The organism is Neolewinella agarilytica, assembly GCF_900110645.1.
Classification (GTDB): domain Bacteria; phylum Bacteroidota; class Bacteroidia; order Chitinophagales; family Saprospiraceae; genus Neolewinella; species Neolewinella agarilytica.
On the sequence record NZ_FOFB01000018.1, the window covers coordinates 53,334 to 74,938 of the forward strand.

A 21,605-nucleotide genomic window follows, 5' to 3' on the forward strand; every position below is an offset into this window, starting at 1 on the left:
ACCATCCTGATGCACCAACTGAGCAAGCTTTTATTTCTCGCACTGATTTTATGGACGAGCGCCCTCGCCGCCCAAACCGAACAGTTCATCGCCAGCAAAATCACCCACGCCACCGTTTTCCTTGAAGGAGCGCAGGTGAGCCGCATGGCGAAAGTCTCAGCTGCTACGGGTAAAAACCAACTGGTCTTCACCGGCTTAACGGCAGAGATGGATCCAAAGAGTATCCAGATCAAGGCCGATGACGAAGACCTTACTGTTCTTTCCGTAAGCCACCGTCTCAAGTTCAATGAGCGGCCCAAAGAGAATCCGGAAGCCGATAACATTTATGATCAAATAGATCAGCTCGACGAGCAGAAAGCATTGCTCAGCACCCGCTACCGTATTCTGAAAGAGGAAGAAGACATCCTGGCCCTGAACCGGGTGGTCGCCAGCCCGCAAACCGGTCTTGACGCCCAGGACCTGGTGGAAGCGGTCAATTTTCACCGGGAGCGAATTACTCACATCCGGCTCCGGCAACTCGCCATTAGCAGAAGCCTTGATTCACTAAAAGATCAGCGGGCCTTACTCCAGCAACAGCTCGCCGAAGCAGGAAAAACCGAAGAGGTAAAAACCACCGCTGAGGTCGTCGTCATCACCCAAAACAAATCCGCCACCAAAAGCGATTTTGTCATTACCTATCTCGTGCCCAACGCCCGTTGGGTCCCGCACTACGACGTGCGGGTGGCTGACATCAGCCAGCCCGTTGACCTTCGCTACCGCGCCAGAGTGAGCCAGAACAGTGGTGAAGACTGGGCCGGCGTGCGCCTGAAGCTCAGCACCGGAGACCCTTCGGCCAACGCCATTGCCCCTACCCTGCCGATGTGGCGGCTGGGCTACAACAACCGCCCGCCAGTGTACCGGCCGGGAGCAAAAGCACAAGTACAAACCGGTTTCCGGAAATTACACGGCAAAGTGACCGATGAAACGGGGGAGCCATTGATCGGTGTTACCATCCTCGTTCCCGGCACTGAGATTGGAACGGTGACCGACTTTGATGGCCAGTATTACCTGGAAGCACCCGCCAGTGCGACCCAACTTCGGGTAAGTTATCTCGGCTTTAGTCAGCAACTCGTCAATGTCTCTACTGGACTGATGACGACCCGACTGCAAGCCGAAACTGAGTTATTGGACGAGGTAGTCGTTACTGGGTACGGCAGCAACCGCGCCAAAAAATCAAGGGGTCGCCGGGCAGCCAGAAGCGCTGCTCCCAGAGCCGCCCCATCCGCCCCCGTCCCCGTACAAACCCAACGGCGGGCGACCACCGTCAACTTCGATATTGAGCTACCCTACGATATCCCCTCCGACGGGAAAGCGCGCGAAGTAGAAATCAAGCGGCATACGCTGCCGGCGACTTACACGCACTACGCCGTCCCCAAGTTTAGCCTGGACGCTTTCCTGACTGCTTCGGTTACGGATTGGGAGCAATACGACCTGCTATCGGGAGACATCAACCTCTTTTTTGAGGGCACTTACCTCGGTGAGTCTCGCCTCAACGTGGAGACGGTTGCGGACACCCTGAACCTTTCCTTAGGCCGTGACCCCGGTGTAGTGATTGAACGCAAAGCCACGGAGGACTACCGGAAGAGAAACTTCTTTGGCAACAAGAAGACCGATAGCCGGGGCTATACCATCTCTGTGCGGAATAAAAAGGATCAGCCCATTCAGCTCACCATTAAGGATCAGGTGCCCGTGAGCGGGAATGAGGATATTGAGATCAAAACTGACATCCCCCGTGTACTTCGCCTGGATGAGCGAACGGGAATACTCACCGCTAAGCTCATTGTACAGCCAAAAGGAGAACACAGCATGCAATTCGGGTATACGGTGAAGTACCCGAATCATCAGACGGTGAATCTGGAGTAACGGTCTGCTTCTCCCCGGCAGCCATGAACCCAGGGCAAACGCATCAAATCTAAAACTGTAACCTAATAGTTGATTTTTGTTTCGATCGAACGCAGTGAGCTGTCACTTGCGGTAGCAAATCAAGAACCCCGAAGGGCTCAGCGAAGCTAATCAAATATCGAGAGCACGAAGTACTGCGAAGCAAATCGCCAATCGCCAATCAAAAACGTAGCAAACGAAGTTTGATGCGTTTGCCCTGCCATGAACCTCAGGCTGCCGGGAGAACGCCTCCAGGTTGTTTACCTTAGCTGGAAAGTAATTGCCATGATCGACAAAGCCCAACTCGCCGAAAAGCTCGCCGAACAGATTTCGCTGACGGAAAAGAAGATCGCTGGCTACGAAGAAATGTCCGGCCCCGTTACGCCGGACGATGCCATCGGCCGCGTCTCCCGCATGGACGCCATCAACAACAAAGCCGTTACGGAAGCCACCCTGCGCACCGCCCGCCAGAAGCTCGACCGGCTTAAAACCATGCAGGCGAATCTGGATGACCCAAAACTGGGGCTGTGTAAACGCTGCAGTCGGCCCATCCCGACGCCAAGATTGCTGCTGATGCCGGAGAGCCCCTTTTGTGTGCGTTGTGCGTAGTCTGAACAGGCGCTTTGCGCGGTTCCTCTTAGCAGACAGCCTTCGACCTTTTAGATGGAAAAACGCGCTTCGCTTGTTTTTAGCCTACGGCTGAAGCCGTCGTTCTGGCAAAAAGGGACTTTTTTGCGCCTATTCTTTATCTTTCCCGCATGAAACACTGGCTCCCGACTTTACTCCTCTCCTTTACCTTTCTCTGCACCTGCGACCGCGCCGCCGAAACGACGGAAGCCCCCCGTAGTGAGATAGACCGCCCCAACATCCTCTGGCTAACCTGCGAAGACATCAGCCCGATGCTCTCGATGTTCGGCGACAGCACGGCCCACACCCCGAATCTGGACCGGCTGGCCGCCCGGGGCGTACGTTTCCCAAATACTTTCTCCGTCGCCGGCGTCTGCGCGCCGAGTCGAAACTGCATCGCCACCGGCATGTACCCGATCAGCATCGGCGGCCATAATATGCGTACTATGAGCTACGGGAAAGCCACCGAGCTACGCGCCATCGGCCTGCCCGGCAGCTATGGCGCATTGCCGCCGCCGGAGGTAAAAATGATGTCTCAGGTATTTCGGGAAAATGGCTACTTCACCTCCAACAACCGAAAAGAAGACTATCAGCTTCGGGCCCCGAAAACAGCCTGGGATGATAAGGGTTCTAAAGCCCACTGGCGCCATCGTAAAGACCCCAGGCAGCCTTTCTTCAGTATTTTCAACATGGAGGTTACTCACGAGAGCCAGATTTGGCAAACCAACCCCCGTCACTTTCGCATCAGGCCTCATTTTTCTTCGGACACCTCAACGGTGGAGGAACTAACCGGCGTCATTAAGGGCGCGGGGCGGCCGGCATTAACGGTTTCCCCCGATGATGTCCCCCTGCCGCCCTATCTGGTGGACGATGCCCCCACCCGCACCGACGTAGCCCGGGTGTACAGTAACATCGAAATTCTGGATCAGCAAGTTGGCCTGCTACTGGATCAGTTGGAGGAAGACGGGTTAGCCGACAATACCATCATCTTCTTCTACAGCGACCACGGCGGCCCGCTGCCCCGACAGAAACGACTGCTTTACGACAGCGGTCTGCGGGTACCCATGATTGTTGCCTGGCCCGATGATCGCCGGGCGGGAGAGATTGACTCTACTTTGTTCAGTTTCGTGGATCTGGCACCAACTGCCTTCAGCCTGGCCGGTATCGAGCTGCCGGATTACCTGCAGGGACAGGCCATCCTCGGCGAGCAAGCTGCCGATGCCCGCAAGTACATCTTCGCCGCCTCTGACCGCCTCGATGGTTTTTACGACCGCATCCGGGCCGCCCGCGACGGGCGCTTCAAATACCTCCGCAATTACTACCCGGAGCGGGGCTACTATCTCCCGGTCGTCTACCGCGAGCAGATGAACGCCATGCAATCTCTCCTTCAGGGAAGAGATGCCGGCACCCTCACCGATGCCCAGGCCCAGTGGTTCCGGAAAGCAAAACCCGCCGAGGAGCTTTTCGATACACAGGCGGACCCTTACGAGCTCAACAATCTGGCGGCGAACCCGAACTACGCCGATAAGCTCGCCGAGCTACGCGGCGCAACGGATGAATGGCTCGCTGAGGTAGGCGACCTCGGAGCGATCAACGAAATTGAACTCGTGGACCGGTTCTGGAACGGGAAGGAAGAAATGCCCGTTACCGGCCGGCCGCAGGCCAGCCGTGACAGCCTGGGGCGCTTCCTGCTGAGCAGCAAAACCCCGGGTGCTCAAATCGCCTACCAGATGGTTACGCCGGGAGAAAAAAACCCTGTCTGGCAGGTTTACACCGGCCCCATTGATTACGTCAGGGGGGATACACTTCGTGCCGTAGCGCAGCGGATTGGCTACCAGGAAAGTGGGGTTAGTATCGGGTATTGATGATGGCTACCGCTTGTCCCGTTTAGCGGGTCGGGAGCCGGGCCGAAGGCGTTCCAGCTCAATGTCCATATTCACTTGCTCACCGTCGTCGAGGTACAAGGTTCTCCATTCGCTACGATAACCATTAGCGGAGAACTCGATCTGATAGGTTCCGGCGGAGAGGTAACGGTGAAAGTCTCCGTTGTTGCCATCCGCGAATATGGCGGAATTACGCTGGTCATGGCCAGGAATGTGCAGCTTAGCTCTGATGGGCTCTCCGGTGTATCGGTCCGTCACCGTACCATGGAAGCCGTAGCGGGCTTCGCTGATGTACCCCAGCAGAGAGGGGCTGGCGTAAGTCCAGAGCTCCGGGAGGTCACGGGAGGGAAACCGCTTGGCGTCACTGATTTCAAGGGTTGCTTCCCGGCAACGGTGGTAATAATTCATGTAGTCCTGGCGGGAGCCCGCAATGGGATACCAATCATGGCCATTGGTGACACCGTTGTGGCGGTCCTGGAAGTAATTATCCCGGCCGCTGGCGGCTTGCGCTCTTTCGGCAAAATCCCGGCTTACCCGTCGCCACCATTCGGTATCAGCGTGTCGGTCCCGGTAAGTATCCCATGGGTAATTAAAAACTTCTGCTCCTGCGTGAATATTGACGGCCAGGTCAAAGCTGTGCTCCCTGGCGGCCCGCATGAAGATGGTGGTTTCAGGCTGGTATTCCTGCCGGTCAGGGTGCGCCCCGTCATCGGGGTCGGGGTAGTTGCGGTTCAGATCGACACCGTGAGCATTGCCCCGCCGTGAGCGGCTAAGGGTATTGTTTCCTCCGGCGAAAGCCCCGTCGGGGTTGGCTAAGGGGTTGATATAAATTTCCAGATCGTTGGTCAACCTGCCGGGATTATTCCTGAGCAGTTCCTCAGCCAGCCGAAGTAACATCCAGTAGCCCGCCGTCTCATCACCGTGCATAGAAGCGGTACATAATACCTGCGGCCGGCCAACGGCGGTGGCAATATTTTTCGTAATTCGCAGGGTTAGGATTTCACGACCGGAGGGCAAGGTGCCCCAGTTTTCGAGGCGGCAGCTACCTGGATATTGTGCCGCCAGATCATTCATAATCCTGACGTAAAGATCATAAGTAGGATAGGCTGCACGCGGGACGGAGCCAACTTTCCCTGCTTCGTAAGCGTCCGCCATCGCTAATCTGGAGGCAGAAGTTTGTGCCGTGAGCACCAATGGAAATAACAAGTAAAGCAGGAAATACCACCTCATATGGTCAGTTTAGGATCGTAGGAATAACGCAATATAAGCCCCTTTTGGTTCTGTCATCAGATATACTTTCCAATAATTCATCCGGTACACCTATATTAAGCCCAAATAAACCAAACCATACCCGCCCATGCTCGTATCCATCAATACTGAAAACCCGCAACAACGTCTTATTCAGCAGATGATCGACATCCTTGAAGACGGAGGAGTCATTATCTACCCAACGGATACCGTCTACGGCATTGGCTGTGACATCACCAATAAGAATGCCGTAGAGCGCGTAGCCAAACTACGGGGGCTTGACCCCAGCAAGGCAATGTTCAGTTTCATCTGCCAGGACATCAGCCAGGTAACCGAATATTCCAAAACGATTAACAACGACGTTTTCCGGGTTATGAAGCATAACCTTCCCGGCCCGTTCACCTTCATCCTGAACTCCAATAACAAGACGCCGAAGATCCTTAAGAACCGCAAAGAGACGATCGGTGTCCGTATCATCGACAATAACATCGTCGATGCCCTCGTCCGTGGATTAGGCCGCCCGATTCTCACCGCCAGTCTTAAGACCGGAGACGATATCTCGGAATACTACACAGACCCACAAGACATCTACGATGCCTATGGAAAACGGGTGGACGCCGTCATCGACGGCGGCATTGGAGGAACGATGCCCAGTACCGTTATCATTTGTACGGGGGACGAACCGGAGCTTTACCGGGAAGGCGCCGGAGAGTTGAAGTGATGGAGTAGGTTAGCAGTGGTGTTACCATAAGGTACTCTAACTTATTTCGATTTCCCTACGATGATGCTAACTTACAGGCACAGGGCGTGCCCTGTGCCTGTAAGCGACGCCTGTTCGAGCCGTGATTCCTACGAAATACTATCCTGCTATTTCACCACCAGCACTTCTGTCTCCAACCCAAAATCCGTCAGTAACTGGCGGAGACGGAAGTTGGCACTCGCTTCACTTTCCAGTATCTCCCCGAGATAAATCAGGTATCCGGAACGTCCGACTTCGACACAGTTGTTGAGCGCAACCGTAGTGGCCATCCCGTAGCGGCCATTGAGGTACTTAGCTCTTTCGAGGGCAATGGAATACTCCGGATAGCGCCCTTCTTCGAGCAGATAGAAAGTACCCGTGAGTTGGTAGAGCGGCAGACAGTCGTAGTCGATGCTTGCCTCTCCGTCTTCCGTAATGCGATATACCTGAATCACGTCAGTCTCTACGGTTGCCTCCACGATGGAAGGCGGGTCTACGCGGAGTTCGCGCTCCGGCACCACTTCATTAGAGGAGAGGCGGTGGTCGTACTCACCGGGTAAGAGCTCCGGGCTGGCGTCACTGCGTTCGGGGGAGGCGGCTGGTTCGAGTGGTGGCAGCTCGGTGACGGCGTCTTTGTCTCCCGGCCGGGCCACTACTTCCCAGCGCGACTGCTCATAGAAGAGGTAGCTCAGCAGCAGGAGCAGCACGAAGATCGTGGCCACCAGCCACCCGGGGAGTTCATAGTAACCGGGGCGGGTTCTGATTTCGTCCGGGTAGAGAGAACGATAAGCATTACGAGCCTTCCAGCGGAGGCTTTTGGTGAAGCGAACGGGCTGCTTATACCAGGGTGTCCGGCCCCGCCTGGCGGGGACGACGGCGGCGGCGTAATCTGCCTCACGGACGACGGCACTGGGCAGGTAACTACCTACGTCCAGCGGGTCCGTTAATCCATCAGTTGGCACGGGGGGCGCGGCCGCAGGTGCAGGGACTTTCCCCAGGGGCAATGATTTTTGGAGCCGCCGCATGAGCGGCGGTGCCTGAACGGCAGCTACCCACACCGGCAATCGGCTCCGGCTGCCCGCAAACTGGTCAATATGGCTGGGTTCAATCACCCAGCGGACCTTATTCTCCTCCCCTACTTCCATCAGCCCGAAGCCAAAGCGAATGCACTGTCTTTCCAGCTCTTCGTAGTACCGCCGGGGAACGTTTTCAAAAATCTGCTTATCGAAGGCCACCCACTGTGCATCCGCATGAAAACGAATAAACTGGGCAATGGCATAGATGTACCGGTAGTATTTAATCCGGCTCAGGATGATGGCCGCCAGGCCAAAGGTGGCGAATGTACTTGTCAGTAAAAAGAGGTAAACCTTCGGGCGGCCAAACCACTGCCAAACGGACTCCCCCTGCACCTGCGTCAGCGCCAGAAAGAAGACCATGACCGCCAGCGTAAACGCCATCGCGTGCATCGCGATCCGGAAGTAATTAACCCGGTACAACACCTCGTGCGCCCGATCAAGACTCGTTGCCTCCACCGTTGCCGTAAACCAACTTAAGTCTGGTTTTTGATAGGCCAGGCGGGCATCAATCGTTACGCCCTGATAGTAATGCACTTTTGAGACCACCCGCGTACCACTCGTCCCCGACCGAGGCCGGTGCTTGTAGTGCTGGCGCAAAAAATTAATCGCCAGACCCCGGATGTTCTGTTCGGTATACATCATTTTTATCAGCGGCCTCAAGGCCGGTATCAGTCAAGCAAAGTTAGGGAATTCGCCTCGTAATTAGTTTTTGCTAATATCTTAGCGTTTGTCTGGCGGCAATGCCAGCGCTAACCACCTCCGGTCTGAAGGCCGGCGCTACCATATGACACTAAACTGCAACGGTCGTCTCCTCGTTTCTGAACGCCCACTCATCATGGGGATCCTGAACGTCACCCCTGACAGCTTCCACGCCGACAGCCGGGTGGCTTCCGTACAGCAGGCTGTTGACCGGGCGGGGAATATGCTGAAAGAAGGAGCTACCTTTCTGGACGTTGGGGGAATGAGTAGCCGGCCCGGTGCAAAACTGATTTCTGCGGCAGAAGAAATTGACCGGGTGCAGCCCGTTATTGAAGCCATCATGGCGGCTCTGCCGGAAGCTTACGTCAGCTGTGACACAATCTATGCAGATACTGCCCGGGCTGCTGTGAGGGCAGGCGCGGCCATCATCAATGACATCAGCGCCGGAAAATTCGACCCGGACTTATTTCCACTTCTACCCGAACTTCGTGTTCCCTACGTCTTGATGCACATGCCCGGCAGCCCGGAAGATATGCAGCAGTTTACGGACAGCTACGGCGACAATGTCGTCACCGCCGTATGGGACTTCCTGGCGGAAAAAATGATCTCCCTGCGGGAATCCGGCGTAAATGACATCATTGTCGATCCCGGCTGGGGTTTCGGTAAATCCGTACAGCAGAATTACGAACTACTCCGCAATTTGTCTGTTTTCAAACAGCTGGGCGTGCCGGTTCTGGCGGGCATCAGCCGGAAGTCATCCATTTGGCGACCACTGGGGATAACGGCCGCAGAAAGCCTGAGTGCAACTACTGCTCTCCACCTTTTTGCCCTGCAGCAGGGAGCAGATATTCTGCGCGTTCATGATGTGACGGAAGCCGTTCAGTCCGTCCAATTGTTTGACTTGTTGGAGGCTGCTCCGACCATTTAATGTTTGATCAACCGACCTGAAGGTCGGCGTAACCCAGTCGGCCCAACGGCCGACGCTACTTAATGAGTATATGCCTGAAGGAAGACCCCCTGCGAAGAAAACCAATATGACGCAGATGCTAATCGTGGTGCTCATCACGGGCATTCTCGGCACCCTGGCCTATAAGTATTACCGGGGCACCCCCGGCAGCTTCCTGGCTAAGCCTGCGGAGTATCAGCTGCAGTATATGCCCGCAGATTTCCAGGTGACGATCGACCCGGAGACGGCGTTAGCTATCCTGCAAAACCCCCTGCGTTACCGCCGGGAGTTTGATCAGCTCGTCTATGATATCAATACAGATATACTAAAGCACGTAAGCAACCGGATGGGACTCAATGACAGCCTGCGGACGGAAGTATTACGGGAATACGATCGGCAACACCCCCAAATGAAAGACCTCTATTACACGGACTTTATGCGAATGCGGGATACCTCCGCTGCGGTGTACGAGGCCTGGTATGAAGAAGGCGGCCGTAAACTGACGGAGATCTTCGAGGAAGTTGCGTCAAATTACACCTGCTTCATGGTCAACAAGGTTATTGCTGCCGTGATCCGAACGCGTAACGGGAATATCCTCGCCAAGGGAGCTGACGTACAAAACCCCTGTAAAATAGCTACCGGCGAAGCACTGAAGCCCATGATGGCCCGGATGGCAGAACGGGCCGCCATTGATGATTTCAGTCAAAGTAAAGGGCTCTTTCAGCAGAAAGTCGAAAATGTGATCGGGGAACTGGCCACCATGGAGGTCCGGGATAAAAAAGGTATCAACAAACAACTTCAGACTTCTATCTGGGGACTAAATGTATCAGAAACCGACGTAGAGATTACCGCCATTTCCATTCTTAAGGTTGGTTTCCGACTCAACGACTACTTCACCGTTGACCTCGACGAGAGAAGTAAAACGGTGCTCATCACGCTTCCGGAACCCATGATTCTCAGCCATGAAGTACTTCCCAAAATTGAAAAGCTAGACATCGGCTGGATGCGGGAAATTGAGAGTGTCAACATTAACGAAGGGGTAAACAGTCTGCGGGAAGCTTTTCGGGCAGAAGCCCTTGAGAGCAACATCATGAGCAAATCCAAAACCCAGGCCCGGGAACTTATGAACACGATGTTTCAACCCGTGGTGCGGGGTATTGGGCCTAACTACAAAATTGAAGTGCAATTTCAAGCGGCACCTACGCGGACAACGCAAGGCGACCTGGGCTAAAACGGATGCCTTAGCGAAGAAGATAGTACTTCCGGAAAACCGCCTCAGTGAATACTCCCCTTCCGGTTTCGGAGCGCTCCCCCGCTGCGGCCACGGAAAGCCATAATGATTTCGGCGATCAGGCTGGCGGCAATTTCCGGAGGTGTCTCAGCACCGATGTCTAAGCCTACGGGAGAATACAGGTTGGGGTACTCCAGCAGGTTTAGTGTTGAATCTGTCTTCAGGCTATCCGCCATTTTCTTCACTCGTTTACGGGGCCCGAGCATACCGAAATAGGCTGGCTGTCGGGGAAGAAAGTGCTTAACCATTTTACGGTCCCAGTCATAGTCATGAGACATCAGAACGACGGCAGTGGCAGCGTCCAGGCTAACTTCATCAACCTGGCTGTAATCGAGGATTTGATCGGCTAAACGGCTGATTTCGCTGGTAAATTTTCGTCGTGCGCCCACCACGGTGGTGTGCCAGCCAAGATTTCTGGTAGCGATGAGTGTAGCGGGTATATCGTAATTGGTACCGGTTACCACCAAGTGAATTTCGGGCTGCAGCACTTCGAAATAAACGACTTGTTTACGCCCTGCCCCGTTGGCGATCTCAACGACCTTACTTCTTCCTTCAGCGAGGATACTACGACCAACTTCTGCGAGGGGATGTCCCAGTATTTCTCCCAACTCTTCTAATTGATCCTCCGTGCGAGGCTGGTAGCCCATGGTCATTGACGGTCCGTCGGACTTCAGCAAGCGGGTAATCACGCGGGGGGTACGGGTTCCTGCTAATTGGCGGAGGATTTCAATTTCATTGTCTGCCTGCGTGAACCTCAGGGGCAGAAACAATACTTCAATCCGGCCTTCGCAACCAAGACCAATGCCAATGACGGCATCTTCCCCGTCAACCGTATCGTAGACGTGGGTGGAAGGCTTGCCGGCCAGGATGGCGCGCCGGGCGCGCCGCAGCGCGTCGCCCTCCAGGCAGCCTCCGCTGATGCCCCCTACGTAGCGGCCGTCTTCGGACACCAACAGGCGGGCTCCGACCCGCCGGTAAGACGATTGCTCAACGCTTACCACTACGGCCAGCGCACAGGCGACTTCCTCGGCCTTCAGTTCATCGTAAAGCTGAATGATTTGACGGATTTCCTGCATGGGATGGCAAGGTACGTTGGGGGGCGGACTTGGAGGTGGCAACCACCGCGGTACCCGAAGAAAATGGAGCTCAGTGGGGCAGCCTGTTCCTTTCAGAATGGTAGAAGAATTGCTTTAGTAGCGCTTAGTTCTGTCCTCTATCCAGTTTCGATACTCTTCCGGGGTGTCAATATCAACGGGCGGTTGGTGAAAACGGACAACTTCTACTTCGTCTCCTGCCTCTTTGATCAAGGAACGGGCACCTCGCTGCCCTTCGCCGGATAGAAGATCATCTTTATAGCGGGCGGGAAAGATGGCGGGGACGCCAAGCCGCTCAGGATACCAGGTAGCGACGATCTTATCGGGATTTCGTAGAAAAGAGTCTGCCAGTAAAGCAAGAGACTCCACACTTAAGGACGGCTGATCCGCCAGGGTGATGAAGTAACCTGCCGGATTGTATCGGCTGGCAGCACGCACGCCAATGGCAATACTGGAGGCCATCCCCTTTTCCCAGTCGGGGTTATGCGCAAAGGTGATGCCTTCGATTCCTGACAGGTGGTCTTGTGTCTGTACAGGATATGCCCCGGTGACGACCACTAAAGGGTGATCAAGTGCGACATTGACAGCATGCTGAAGCATACTCCCCTTCCCCACATCCAGAAAAAGCTTAGGCTTCCCCATCCGCCGGGATTCCCCGGCGGCGAGAATAATGGTAACCAGCAGTGGGTGGCTTTCTTCCGCCATCAGATACGGGGCAGTACAATTTCGATGACCTTAGTATCCGGCGGAATGGAGCCCTGATCTACGTCCTGCATCCAGTTACCGGCATCTAAACGGTACCAGACGCCATCGCTGACGGCATAAGTGCGGCCTTCCACTTCGGATCCATAGACTTCCAGGTCGCCCGCCAGGCGTTCTTGCAATTCGGCAAAAGTGTTACCCACCCGCAGGCCCGGTGCTGTCACTACTTTGGAGGAAGTAATGGTGATCTCTCCGATCATTCTTTCGTCGCGGGGCTCCGGAACCAGGTAGCCGAGTTCTTCGCCTTCAGCACCGTCGATGTACAAGACATCAAATTCCCCCTCGGGGGTATCTAACTTTCCTTCCCGGAGGCCTGCGGAGAAATCAGCCAGCAATTTCCCCGGCGTCATGCCCAGTAAACCATCGGTCGAAATCAGGTAGGGGTCTTCATTGTCAATGGCGTAGTTATCCGTGTTGTCTCCGTTGGGATCCTCTAATATGGCTTCTCCTGTGCCTTCTTCTGATGTCCGGTCGTCCATCGTTTCCGGGGCATCTCCGCCACAGGCGCTGAATAAAAACAGTAGCGGAAACAGGAAAATAACTTTGATAAATTTCATGGGTGTTGGTTTTTCGTTGGTCGAAGATAAAGCACTCGGTGATAAGCTTTGTTCGATTGCCTATCTAACGGAGGTGGGCGCGGACGCAGGTGCAAAGTAAAAGGTGGGGAGCAATGCTTACCGCCGCCCCTGACTTTTGTCCCGCACTAAGTCCATCTGAACGCACCACCGCCGTAGCCTGCACGATGACTTAGCCGATTCCTCCTTCTTGAAAATGAGCAAGGGCAGCCGTTTTCACGACTGCCCTTTTGAAAGTACCCCGTATAGGACTCGAACCTATGACCTGAGAATTAGAAGTTCCCTGCTCTATCCAGCTGAGCTAACGGAGCGGATACTATCTTAAAGATCGAAAGGATCTCTAAAGTTGCGCGCAAAGTTAACGCCTTTAGTTTGATTGTTCATAGGAGGATCAATTCTTAGAATAACAGAGGTGTTAAATTTATGATGATCAACGTAATAAACCTCCTTGGTATCAGGGCAGTATATCGCAATAGCGTCAACCATATATTTATCAATTGGAACTACGGAAATACCTTTTGAGGTGGAATAAGTTGACTTAAACCCAACCTCTATCCTTCCTTTGGTCACGGATCTATACTTTACTGAAAGACGGGATAACCGACCTTCAGGATAGACGGCGATGAGGTCAAAAGGCAGATGTTCGGAAATGGGTAAGCAAACATGAATGCCTTTTGACATCAGGTCTGCGATAACAAATCCGACTCCAACATCTCCTTTGTTTTTAGTATGATGATACATTATGCAAAATAACAAAAAGTTTCAAATACTAATAATTCAAAATCAACTCAAACCCTGCATAATCTCCCCGCTGAATGCCCCCGACACCGGGCTGAGAGAAGTAGTGACTGAGCTGGCCATCGGCCGGCAGATCTCCCCGGTCTCCGGAGATGGCGGTGTAGTGCAAGCCGATGCGGACTTTGCCCGGTACCAGGTGATAATTCACGCCGGCATTGATGATCGTCTCCCTACCCCCAAAGTAGTTGGTGGCTAACACGGCAGGATAGTCCTCAATATCCGTCGTGCCGTCGAAGCCGTAAAACATCAGACTGGGCTCCAGATATCGTGGTACGTCAGCACCAGCGGGGGAAACATCAATGTTCACCCCGGTACGGATCATCCAGGTGGCGGATTCCAGGTCGGGCTCTGATGACTTGCGGATCATTCGATGGTATTCGCCTTCGAGGTGAAAGTGGCCAAGGTTAATCAAACCATCAACCCCCAGAAGAGAGGTGCCTTCCGGAGCAGCGCCGGTCGGGCCTTCGTTGGCGAGGTTAAGAGCCAATGCGACGGTGCGGCGTTTACCAAAGCTATTCGCGGCGGGCAGGCCGTACGTCCAGGTCTCCTTCTCCGGATCACCGAACATGAAGTTGAGTCGGCTTACCAACAGGGAACTGGAGGTGCGTCCGCCCGTAATCCCGTTGTTCTGCGGGTTAAAAACACCCGCCCGGTAATCGACGTGAATCTTTTCTGACAAAGACGAAAGCCCTCCAAGATAAACACCTCCGGCGCCACCAGGGCCCGTTCCCGTCAGGTGCTGTCGCATATACCATTGGTTGAATCCTTTTTCCATACTACTCGTTCCCAGAGCACCGCTCATGCTCTCCCGCCCAACGGGCGGGCGCAGGTAACCACCGATCACGTACAGGGCCTCACTTTTAGGGCTGAGTTTGTACTGAGCGAAGATGTCCCAGATTTGGGCATTAGGGAACGCGCCGTTGTTGACCCCTCCGGGAGGGCCGGATCGCTGGTCTTCACCGATCCAGTCGGCGGCACCCAGAAACTTCAGAAAAAGCCGGTCACCAATCTTTGCCGTTGAGCCGAAGCGCATCCGGCGGACGAGAAAGTTTAGACGGTCGGAAGCATCAACGTACGTATCGGATTCAGGCACATAGTCCTGATGACCCATAGTGTAAGTACTCCAGAGCTGAACGCCGAGGATGGGCTTAATTTCCCAGTTTTTGAAACTTGTGGGGGAGTCCTTTTCGGTCTGGGCGGTAAGCACAGACAGACCGGAGAAAAGAAAGAATAACAGGAAGGGGCGGATGAGATCTTGCTTCATCGCGGCAAAATAGGGCGTGGGGAGGGAAAGGAGGTTGTGGATGGGGGAAAAGCTGCTTCGCAGCGGGGAAGGGGAAACACGGAGGGGCGCGGAGGTGATCACAGAGGGACTTACGTAGAAGGAGAGGTTTCACGCAGAAGGACGCGGAGGGGGGAGTGGACGCAGAAGGGAGAAAGGCTGCTCCGCAGCGGGGAAGGGGAAACACGGAGGGGCGCGGAGGTGATCACAGAGGGACTTACCTAGAAGGAGAAGTTTCACGCAGAAGGACGCGGAAGGAGGAGTGGACGCAGAAGGGAGAAAGGCTGCTCCGCAGCGAGGAAGGGGAAACACGGAGGGGCGCGGAGGTGATCACAGAGGGACTTACGTAGACGGAGGAGTTTCACGCAGAAGGACGCGGAAGGAGGAGTGGACGCAGAAGGGAGAAAGGCTGCTTCGCAGCGGGGAAGGGGAAATAACCGCTTATTAGGATAGGTTTCTATCTATTCCGTTCTAGAATTCTACCGCAAGCAACCACGAGGTGAATCGCCCTTGAAGGGCGAAGACAGGTCATTCCAATCAGGCCGCTACCCGTTGCAACTTCCGGACAACTTCCGCGTCCGCAACCGGAGCGAAGAGGAGGTCACCCTTACGGTCATCTACTACTTCGAGGCGGAGTTGGATAGCCAGCTCTTTTGCCAACCGGCCGAGCTCCTGAGCGTAGGGCAGGGAATTTCCCAGTGCAGCGTAGTGATCGATGATGCCTACCCGGATAAGTTCATAGGCATCTGCACGGATCAGCAGATCACGGAGATCAAAGCGGGCGGAGGGTTTCTGTCCGCGATGTTCGAGTTGGTCACGGAGATCGGCCATAGTAGTCAGTACTACATTTTCCTTACGGAAGTGGTTCCAGAACTCACTCGATCCCCGCTTAGAAGTGTAATAAGCCAAGTGGCGGCTCTCCGCTGCTTTTTGGCAGCTGATGCGGGCCATCGCTTTTGTTTGCTCGAGTAGTTCAAGCGTTTCTGCAGCGGTAAGGCTAACGTGTTCCGGATATACTTTTTCTTCTTTACTGAGCTTAGTGGCGATGGCTTGCTTGACCTTCGACTTACTGCTTAGAGCAATGAGCTTGGCCAACTCCAGCTGAAGGTAGTACTCCTGCATCAGCGCCCCTTTGCTTTGGGGAGAACGGGCATAGTCTTTCAGACCTTCAGGCCGGCGGATGCCATCCGTAAACTGAAAGACATCCTTCAACCAATGACGAACATTGTTTTGGTAATGATGGTCCGCCAGGCCAAGTGCCCGGTGGAGCTCCGTAGCCTTCACGACCCGGGTACCTTTCTTACTGATGAGAATTTGTAAATCCATGTTTGAAAACCGCTGTTGATAAAACAAATTTAGGCTTTGTTTGAATTAAAAGCAACTTTAAAACAAATAATTTTTCACTTTTTAACGCCAAAAACATCTACAACTCAATAAAAACGCAAAAATGAAACTTTTTTGATTACAAAACAAGCTTAAAAGAACCTCCATAAAGTTTGGAAAACCGTTTTCCGGGCTTTACCCATGCCATTAACCATTGCTTGCACCTGCGGCTGCGCCAAGTCCTTTGTGATATCCTGATGACTGCCCCAAAAAGTGTACTATTGCCCCATAACTATTCCGTACATGACACCGCTACTTGAACAAGTTTATGCTCCCGGCGACTTCCGCCGCCAGGGCCACGCCCTGGTGGACCAGCTGGCTGACTACCTGGAAGCCTGCCCCACCCTGCCCGCCAATCCGCTCGTTGCACCAGAGGATTTACTGTCCACCTTCCGGTCTTTGCTGTCAAACAACAAGACTAAGCCGGAGGATTTGTATGAACTCATGCTTCGCCACAGTCTGCACCTGCACGCTCCTGCCTACATGGGTCACCAGGTAAATCCACCAGCTCCACTTAGCGCGCTGGGAGATCTGCTTAACGGTATTATTAATGGAAGCACGGCCATTTATGAGATGGGCAGTACCGGAGCCGTAATGGAAAGGCTCGTAATGGAAGCTTTCGCTAACATGCTGGGCCTGTCTTCTGCCACGGGTGGCTTTATGACCAACGGCGGCACCCTGGCCAATCTTACCGCGCTACTTGCTGCCAGAGCCGCTAAATGGCCCGAAGGGGATGCCTGGCAGGCAGGTAATGGTCCCTTCCGTCCCTGCGTTTTAGTTAATGAGCAGGCCCACTACTGCATTGACCGCGCCGTGCGGATTATGGGTTGGGGAGAACAAGGCATAATCAACGTACCATCAGATGAAGCCTATAAAATGAAAACCGAAGAGCTGGACGGTCTCATCGCTGAAGCACGCAAAAAGGGTCTGACACCGCTGGCCATCATTGGCAGTGCGGGAACAACAAGTACGGGAAGTTTTGACGACTTGGACTCCATTGCGGAGGTTGCGGAACGGCACAAGCTTTGGTTTCACGTTGACGGAGCGCATGGTGGTGCTCAGTACCTGGACCCTGACCGACGGGACCTGGTTCGCGGAATGGACCGGGCGGACAGCGTCATTGTCGATTTCCATAAAACGATGATGACACCAGGGCTGACTACTGGTGTTTTCTTTAAAAACGGCAGTGATGCCTATCGCACGTTTCATCAAAAGGCAGAATACCTGTTAAGTTTTGATTCCGGTGAAGAAGACTGGGCCAATATGGGGCGGCGCACCTTCGAGTGTACCAAGAACATGATGAGCTTGCGTGTTTTCAGTCTCCTTTCCGTATACGGACCGGAGGTCTTCCGGGATTACCTCACCTCCGTAAATGGCATTGCGGCCCATTGTGCGGTGGCCGTTCGTCAAACACCGGAATTGGAACTGGCGGTGCTGCCAGAGACCAACATTGTTTGCTTCAGGTATCACCCCAAAACGACGGGACTTTCCTTAGAAGAAGTGAACGGGCTCAACCAGATGATCCGCGCTCAAATCATTCAGGAAACAGATTTCTACATTGTCCAAACCAAATTACGTGGCCTCGTTTGGCTCCGCTGCACCTTCACTAACCCCATGACTTCCAGGGGGCACGTGGACAAAATGTTACAGGAAGTAAAGGCTCGCGGAGAAGCTCAGGTAGCCTTTAGGAGTGGAATGCCCGTATTTTAAGCCAACTAACCTGCCCGATCTACGTTACTATTATCTTTACGCATTCAAAAAGCCCAACCTTGAAATCACCACTTCGCATACACGCTGAGGGACGCCGAATGCTCCTGATACTGGTTATTATCCTTGGCGTCATTACCGCACTGGCCTTTTGGCAATTCCCCGCAATCGCGCTGCTGGTTGCCGGGATCAGTCTGGTCCTCTTCCTTACCGTGCTACAGTTTTTTCGTAATCCGCCCCGACTGGTGCCCGTTGAAGACGACTCTATTGTTTACGCTCCGGCGGACGGGAAGGTAGTAGTAATTGAAGAAGCCGTCGAGACGGAGTACTTCAAAGACAAACGGCTTCAGGTGAGTATTTTCATGTCTCCGGTTAATGTGCACGTAAACCGTAACCCCATTGGTGGCGAGGTAAAGTATAATGCCTACCACCCGGGCAAATACCTGGTTGCCTGGCACCCAAAAAGCAGTACGGAAAACGAAAGAACGACCGTTGTTATTGATAACGGGAAGACAGAAATTCTACTTCGCCAAATCGCCGGAGCATTGGCTAAGCGCATTAAGAACTACCTGGAAGTCGGCCAGGCCGTACGGCAGGGAGAAGATTTTGGATTTATAAAATTTGGCAGTCGGGTAGATATTTTTCTTCCCCTGGGCACCAAAACAGAGGTAGAACTGAATCAGAAGGTAAAGGGAAACAAGACCATTATTGCCCGCCTCTGACGAGAAGGCTCTTTTAGCATTAATTTTCTTGTTGTATTTTCGATACTACCGAAAATAACACCTTACTAATTTCTACGTTCCTACATCATGAGCCGTAAACGCAAACCCAAATACGAAGAGAAGACACTCCGCGAAAAGCAGATTGATTTTAAGCGTCATTTCAGGACCTATCTGGTCATGAGTGTTTTCTTTATCGCTCTCAATATTCTGGGAGGCAGCCATCAATTCTGGGCCATCTGGCCCATTTTGGGCTGGGGTATCGGGGTGGCCATGCAGGGCTTGAGTCTTTATGGGCCGCTTAAGGATCCGGAAGACGTTCACCCGAAAGAAGAGGACATAGAGTTTTCGGGCCCGCTACCCGATCTGCGGGACCAGCCGAGAAAAATTCCTCTGCGGGAACTCGATGATCGGGGCTATAGTGAGGAAGACCTTGTATAAAGTCCCATTCCCTCACTTCGTCAACAGCGAACGGAAAGCATCATTTACCGTCAAAACACCTTTAGAATCAGGTGATAAACGTCTGGCCCGAAGCAGACTCTTCAGTCGGTGTTCGGCGTAGTCCGGGGCACTTGCCCGCAGGGAGTTGGTGGTAATGCGTCCGTTGTCCGCTCCCGCGTGCAGAAATTGCCCATCGCCGAGATAAACCCCTACGTGGGTAATCTTCTCACTGCCATCCTCCCGAAAGCGGCCGAAGAACAGTAAATCTCCCGCTTCAAGGTTTTTAAAATCATCCGTTAGCTCAACTTCCACTCCGGCATGAACCTGCTGGCTGGCATCTCTTGGGATCACGTAGCCGTTTAAGTAATAAGCCGTTTTGGTGAAGCCACTACAGTCCATGCCTTTCGGGCTGGTCCCACCCCAGAGGTAAGGACGGCCCGCCAGTTTGCGGGCGGCCTCCAGTAAACGATCCGTAGACAAGGCATCGGGGCTTTGCCAGTTACCGGAGGGTTCGAAATCGGCCTTCGGAGCCCAGCCCAGAGTATTATCAGGTAAAGCGAGTTCCAGGAATTGGCTTTGCTGGCGGCCGGTAGGCCGCAGAAGGTTGCCGGCCACCAGGTCAGATATAATGGTGGTGCCGCCAGGGGCTGCTGTTAAAAAGCCGGAAGGGGGAACCAGGCGTAGCAGCTCTCCTTCAAGCCAAATTTTAGCTTCCGGAACCGTCATGGCCGTAAAGGCGCCTGGCTCCAGCCAGGCGATGTACCGATCGGGAGTCCGGACGAGGCACCAGTTATCCACCAGGTCAAGGACTTCGATGGGGGTGCCCAGCAAAGCCTGGGTGGCCAACTCCTGGCTATGGCCGGGTTCAGACCGGAGGTTAGCAACGGAGACTTTGATAATGCCTACCGTTTTGTTTCCCACCGCAGCGTCCGGCAAAAGCCTGACCTTATTCTCTATTTCCGGGTAGCTCCTGAGGAGTGCCTGCAGGCTATCCAGCGCCACGGGCAGGGTGGTATATCCATTGAGTTCCGTGTCGTCTTCATCGTAACGAAGTACAAACTCCGCCCGGTCTGTTCTTCTATCGGCCACCAATTCCTTCGAGAGAAGGACTAGATTATCGTTCAAATTACTGTATCGGCTGTCCTTTTTGTCTGACTCAGACAGGCAACTAAAAAGTAGTAAACAGAGAAAAAGAGCAGGTAAAAACCGAATGGCCATTGGGTAGAAATTAAGCGTGTGGAGCGCTGACATTTAGGAAGGCTCAGCGAGGGCCCGCAGGTGCAAGGTAAGTCAATTGAGCAAGGGAAATCCTCAACTTTTCACCGATTGCTTGTCTCAAATGTTAAGAAAAATCGAAAAACCAACTTTAAAGCCCCTACTTTTGTCTCGTATTTGGATAGTCACTGTACGATTATTCCCATCAACGCTTTACCAAGCGGATTTTGAGTAGGCTAATTTGTTTTTAGAGATCCTAGATGTTTTTGTTCTTTGTTTCTACGCTTTCGCCTTTTTTAGTTTCCGCTATTTCAATATCATCTTCTTTTTTCATTTTCCTTTTTTATTATGAACTTATTTGTTGCCCGGTTAAGCTGGGATACTGATGAGGACACTCTCCAGAACACCTTCAGCGCTTACGGAGAAGTAGAGTCAGTTAAAATCATCCTCGACCGGGAGACCGGTCGTTCGCGCGGTTTCGGTTTTGTAGAAATGCCGAACGAAGAGGAAGCCAAAGCGGCCATTGAGGCCCTGGACCAATCCGACCTTGACGGTCGCACTATTGTTGTAAAAGAAAACGATCGCCAAGGTGGCGGCGGTGGCGGCGGTGGCGGCTACGGCGGCGGCGGCGGCGGTTGCGGTGGCGGCGGCGGCGGTGGCGGTTACCGTGGCGGCGGCGGCGGTGGCGGTGACGGTGGCGGCGGCGGCGGCGGCGGCGGCGGTGGCGGCGGCGGCGGCGGTGGCCGTGGCGGCGGCGGCGGTGGTGGCGACCGTGGCGGCGGCGGCGGCGGCGGTTACCGTGGCGGTGGCGGCGGCGGCTACGACCGTGGCGGCGGCGGCGGTTACGACCGTGGTGGTCGTGGCGGCGGCGGCGGAAGCTATGATCGCGGCGGTAGCGGCGGCGGAAGCCGTTATGACCGTGGTGGTCGCGGCGGCGGGTTCGACCGCAACAGCGGCGGAGACGAAGGTGGCGGCGGAAGCCGTTATGATCGTGGTCGCTATGACCGCAGTGACTCCTCCAGCGATGACATGGAAAGCCGTGGCAACTTCAATGACTACGGACACAGCCGGCGCCCGCGTATGACGCGCAGCGACGACAGCAGCCGTTACGACAATCAGGACTAATCCTCCTAATTGTCATCGACCAATCAAAAGACACCCGTGGGCAAGCTGCTCACGGGTGTTTTTTTTGTTGGACAA

19 protein-coding genes and 1 tRNA gene are annotated in these 21,605 nt (G+C 54.0%); 10 read left to right on the forward strand and 10 right to left on the reverse strand.

Annotated elements, in window-relative coordinates; translation table 11 throughout:
- Positions 1–9 precede the first annotated feature (9 nt).
- From BM123_RS15780 to BM123_RS15790, 3 genes are all read left to right on the forward strand, one after another.
- The gene (locus tag BM123_RS15780; RefSeq protein ID WP_090170261.1) at positions 10–1,902 is read left to right on the forward strand and encodes a DUF4139 domain-containing protein; all 1,893 of its coding nucleotides are present in this window, start codon (positions 10–12) and stop codon (positions 1,900–1,902) included.
- A 240-nt stretch (positions 1,903–2,142) separates the two neighbouring features.
- Positions 2,143–2,529, forward strand: a complete 387-nt coding sequence (locus BM123_RS15785) for a TraR/DksA family transcriptional regulator (protein ID WP_245748585.1) — start codon at positions 2,143–2,145, stop codon at positions 2,527–2,529.
- A gap of 149 nt (positions 2,530–2,678) precedes the next feature.
- Positions 2,679–4,412, forward strand: a complete 1,734-nt coding sequence (locus BM123_RS15790) for a sulfatase-like hydrolase/transferase (protein WP_090170264.1) — start codon at positions 2,679–2,681, stop codon at positions 4,410–4,412.
- A gap of 6 nt (positions 4,413–4,418) precedes the next feature.
- On the opposite strand, the gene BM123_RS15795 is transcribed toward BM123_RS15790, so the two are convergent.
- Positions 4,419–5,660 (reverse strand): M14 family zinc carboxypeptidase, encoded by a 1,242-nt coding sequence (locus BM123_RS15795; protein ID WP_090170266.1) that lies wholly within the window; start codon positions 5,658–5,660, stop codon positions 4,419–4,421.
- A gap of 127 nt (positions 5,661–5,787) precedes the next feature.
- Here BM123_RS15795 and BM123_RS15800 point away from each other — a divergent pair, with 127 nt between their 5' ends.
- Entirely contained in the window at positions 5,788–6,399 is a 612-nt protein-coding gene (locus BM123_RS15800; RefSeq protein WP_090170268.1) for an L-threonylcarbamoyladenylate synthase, read from the forward strand.
- Between the two features lie 146 nt (positions 6,400–6,545).
- Here the strand turns inward: BM123_RS15800 and BM123_RS15805 are convergent, their stop codons facing one another.
- Positions 6,546–8,135 (reverse strand): hypothetical protein, encoded by a 1,590-nt coding sequence (locus BM123_RS15805; protein ID WP_139211910.1) that lies wholly within the window; start codon positions 8,133–8,135, stop codon positions 6,546–6,548.
- A gap of 85 nt (positions 8,136–8,220) precedes the next feature.
- Here BM123_RS15805 and folP point away from each other — a divergent pair, with 85 nt between their 5' ends.
- Together folP and BM123_RS15815 are read left to right on the forward strand one after the other, a co-directional pair.
- Entirely contained in the window at positions 8,221–9,120 is a 900-nt protein-coding gene (folP, locus tag BM123_RS15810) for a dihydropteroate synthase (RefSeq protein ID WP_245748587.1), read from the forward strand.
- A 106-nt stretch (positions 9,121–9,226) separates the two neighbouring features.
- Positions 9,227–10,369, forward strand: a complete 1,143-nt coding sequence (locus tag BM123_RS15815; protein WP_245748588.1) for a DUF4230 domain-containing protein — start codon at positions 9,227–9,229, stop codon at positions 10,367–10,369.
- Between the two features lie 44 nt (positions 10,370–10,413).
- On the opposite strand, the gene BM123_RS15820 is transcribed toward BM123_RS15815, so the two are convergent.
- The 7 genes from BM123_RS15820 to BM123_RS15850 form a co-directional block, all read right to left on the reverse strand.
- Positions 10,414–11,505 (reverse strand): XdhC family protein, encoded by a 1,092-nt coding sequence (locus BM123_RS15820; RefSeq protein ID WP_090170276.1) that lies wholly within the window; start codon positions 11,503–11,505, stop codon positions 10,414–10,416.
- A gap of 114 nt (positions 11,506–11,619) precedes the next feature.
- The gene (locus tag BM123_RS15825) at positions 11,620–12,228 is read right to left on the reverse strand and encodes a nucleotidyltransferase family protein (protein WP_090170279.1); all 609 of its coding nucleotides are present in this window, start codon (positions 12,226–12,228) and stop codon (positions 11,620–11,622) included.
- Positions 12,228–12,842, reverse strand: a complete 615-nt coding sequence (locus tag BM123_RS15830; protein ID WP_090170281.1) for a hypothetical protein — start codon at positions 12,840–12,842, stop codon at positions 12,228–12,230. Before BM123_RS15830 ends, BM123_RS15825 begins: the two co-directional genes overlap by 1 nt.
- Positions 12,843–13,097: 255 nt before the next feature.
- A tRNA-Arg gene (locus BM123_RS15835) sits at positions 13,098–13,171 on the reverse strand.
- 10 nt (positions 13,172–13,181) lie between these two features.
- Entirely contained in the window at positions 13,182–13,601 is a 420-nt protein-coding gene (locus BM123_RS23985) for a group I intron-associated PD-(D/E)XK endonuclease (RefSeq protein WP_139211911.1), read from the reverse strand.
- A gap of 28 nt (positions 13,602–13,629) precedes the next feature.
- The gene (locus BM123_RS15840) at positions 13,630–14,922 is read right to left on the reverse strand and encodes a hypothetical protein (protein ID WP_139211912.1); all 1,293 of its coding nucleotides are present in this window, start codon (positions 14,920–14,922) and stop codon (positions 13,630–13,632) included.
- A 555-nt stretch (positions 14,923–15,477) separates the two neighbouring features.
- On the reverse strand, positions 15,478–16,266 hold the full coding sequence (locus tag BM123_RS15850; protein ID WP_090170287.1) for a hypothetical protein: 789 nt from the start codon (positions 16,264–16,266) through the stop codon (positions 15,478–15,480).
- Between the two features lie 300 nt (positions 16,267–16,566).
- Here BM123_RS15850 and BM123_RS15855 point away from each other — a divergent pair, with 300 nt between their 5' ends.
- From BM123_RS15855 to BM123_RS15865, 3 genes are all read left to right on the forward strand, one after another.
- Complete coding sequence (locus tag BM123_RS15855) at positions 16,567–18,033, forward strand: pyridoxal phosphate-dependent decarboxylase family protein (protein WP_090170289.1); 1,467 nt, start codon at positions 16,567–16,569, stop codon at positions 18,031–18,033.
- A 59-nt stretch (positions 18,034–18,092) separates the two neighbouring features.
- Positions 18,093–18,752 carry a phosphatidylserine decarboxylase family protein gene (locus BM123_RS15860; RefSeq protein ID WP_090170291.1) on the forward strand — a complete coding sequence of 220 codons (660 nt, stop codon included), beginning with the start codon at positions 18,093–18,095 and terminating at the stop codon, positions 18,750–18,752.
- Between the two features lie 87 nt (positions 18,753–18,839).
- Complete coding sequence (locus BM123_RS15865) at positions 18,840–19,190, forward strand: 2TM domain-containing protein (protein WP_090170293.1); 351 nt, start codon at positions 18,840–18,842, stop codon at positions 19,188–19,190.
- Positions 19,191–19,202: 12 nt separating this feature from the next.
- Here the strand turns inward: BM123_RS15865 and BM123_RS15870 are convergent, their stop codons facing one another.
- The gene (locus BM123_RS15870; RefSeq protein WP_175489420.1) at positions 19,203–20,315 is read right to left on the reverse strand and encodes a C40 family peptidase; all 1,113 of its coding nucleotides are present in this window, start codon (positions 20,313–20,315) and stop codon (positions 19,203–19,205) included.
- A 438-nt stretch (positions 20,316–20,753) separates the two neighbouring features.
- Here BM123_RS15870 and BM123_RS25005 point away from each other — a divergent pair, with 438 nt between their 5' ends.
- Positions 20,754–21,530 (forward strand): RNA recognition motif domain-containing protein, encoded by a 777-nt coding sequence (locus BM123_RS25005; RefSeq protein ID WP_090170296.1) that lies wholly within the window; start codon positions 20,754–20,756, stop codon positions 21,528–21,530.
- The last annotated feature ends 75 nt before the right edge of the window (positions 21,531–21,605 follow it).

What these genes read in the sequence shown, in the direction of transcription:
- BM123_RS15780 (WP_090170261.1), top strand. Translation starts at nt 10, where the DNA reads ATGCACCAACTGAGCAAGCTTTTATTTCTCGCACTGATTTTATGGACG.
- BM123_RS15785 (WP_245748585.1), top strand. Translation starts at nt 2,143, where the DNA reads ATGAACCTCAGGCTGCCGGGAGAACGCCTCCAGGTTGTTTACCTTAGC.
- BM123_RS15790 (WP_090170264.1), top strand. Translation starts at nt 2,679, where the DNA reads ATGAAACACTGGCTCCCGACTTTACTCCTCTCCTTTACCTTTCTCTGC.
- BM123_RS15795 (WP_090170266.1), bottom strand. Translation starts at nt 5,660, where the DNA reads ATGAGGTGGTATTTCCTGCTTTACTTGTTATTTCCATTGGTGCTCACG.
- BM123_RS15800 (WP_090170268.1), top strand. Translation starts at nt 5,788, where the DNA reads ATGCTCGTATCCATCAATACTGAAAACCCGCAACAACGTCTTATTCAG.
- BM123_RS15805 (WP_139211910.1), bottom strand. Translation starts at nt 8,135, where the DNA reads ATGATGTATACCGAACAGAACATCCGGGGTCTGGCGATTAATTTTTTG.
- BM123_RS15815 (WP_245748588.1), top strand. Translation starts at nt 9,227, where the DNA reads ATGACGCAGATGCTAATCGTGGTGCTCATCACGGGCATTCTCGGCACC.
- BM123_RS15820 (WP_090170276.1), bottom strand. Translation starts at nt 11,505, where the DNA reads ATGCAGGAAATCCGTCAAATCATTCAGCTTTACGATGAACTGAAGGCC.
- BM123_RS15825 (WP_090170279.1), bottom strand. Translation starts at nt 12,228, where the DNA reads ATGGCGGAAGAAAGCCACCCACTGCTGGTTACCATTATTCTCGCCGCC.
- BM123_RS15830 (WP_090170281.1), bottom strand. Translation starts at nt 12,842, where the DNA reads ATGAAATTTATCAAAGTTATTTTCCTGTTTCCGCTACTGTTTTTATTC.
- BM123_RS23985 (WP_139211911.1), bottom strand. Translation starts at nt 13,601, where the DNA reads ATGTATCATCATACTAAAAACAAAGGAGATGTTGGAGTCGGATTTGTT.
- BM123_RS15840 (WP_139211912.1), bottom strand. Translation starts at nt 14,922, where the DNA reads ATGAAGCAAGATCTCATCCGCCCCTTCCTGTTATTCTTTCTTTTCTCC.
- BM123_RS15850 (WP_090170287.1), bottom strand. Translation starts at nt 16,266, where the DNA reads ATGGATTTACAAATTCTCATCAGTAAGAAAGGTACCCGGGTCGTGAAG.
- BM123_RS15855 (WP_090170289.1), top strand. Translation starts at nt 16,567, where the DNA reads ATGACACCGCTACTTGAACAAGTTTATGCTCCCGGCGACTTCCGCCGC.
- BM123_RS15865 (WP_090170293.1), top strand. Translation starts at nt 18,840, where the DNA reads ATGAGCCGTAAACGCAAACCCAAATACGAAGAGAAGACACTCCGCGAA.
- BM123_RS25005 (WP_090170296.1), top strand. Translation starts at nt 20,754, where the DNA reads ATGAACTTATTTGTTGCCCGGTTAAGCTGGGATACTGATGAGGACACT.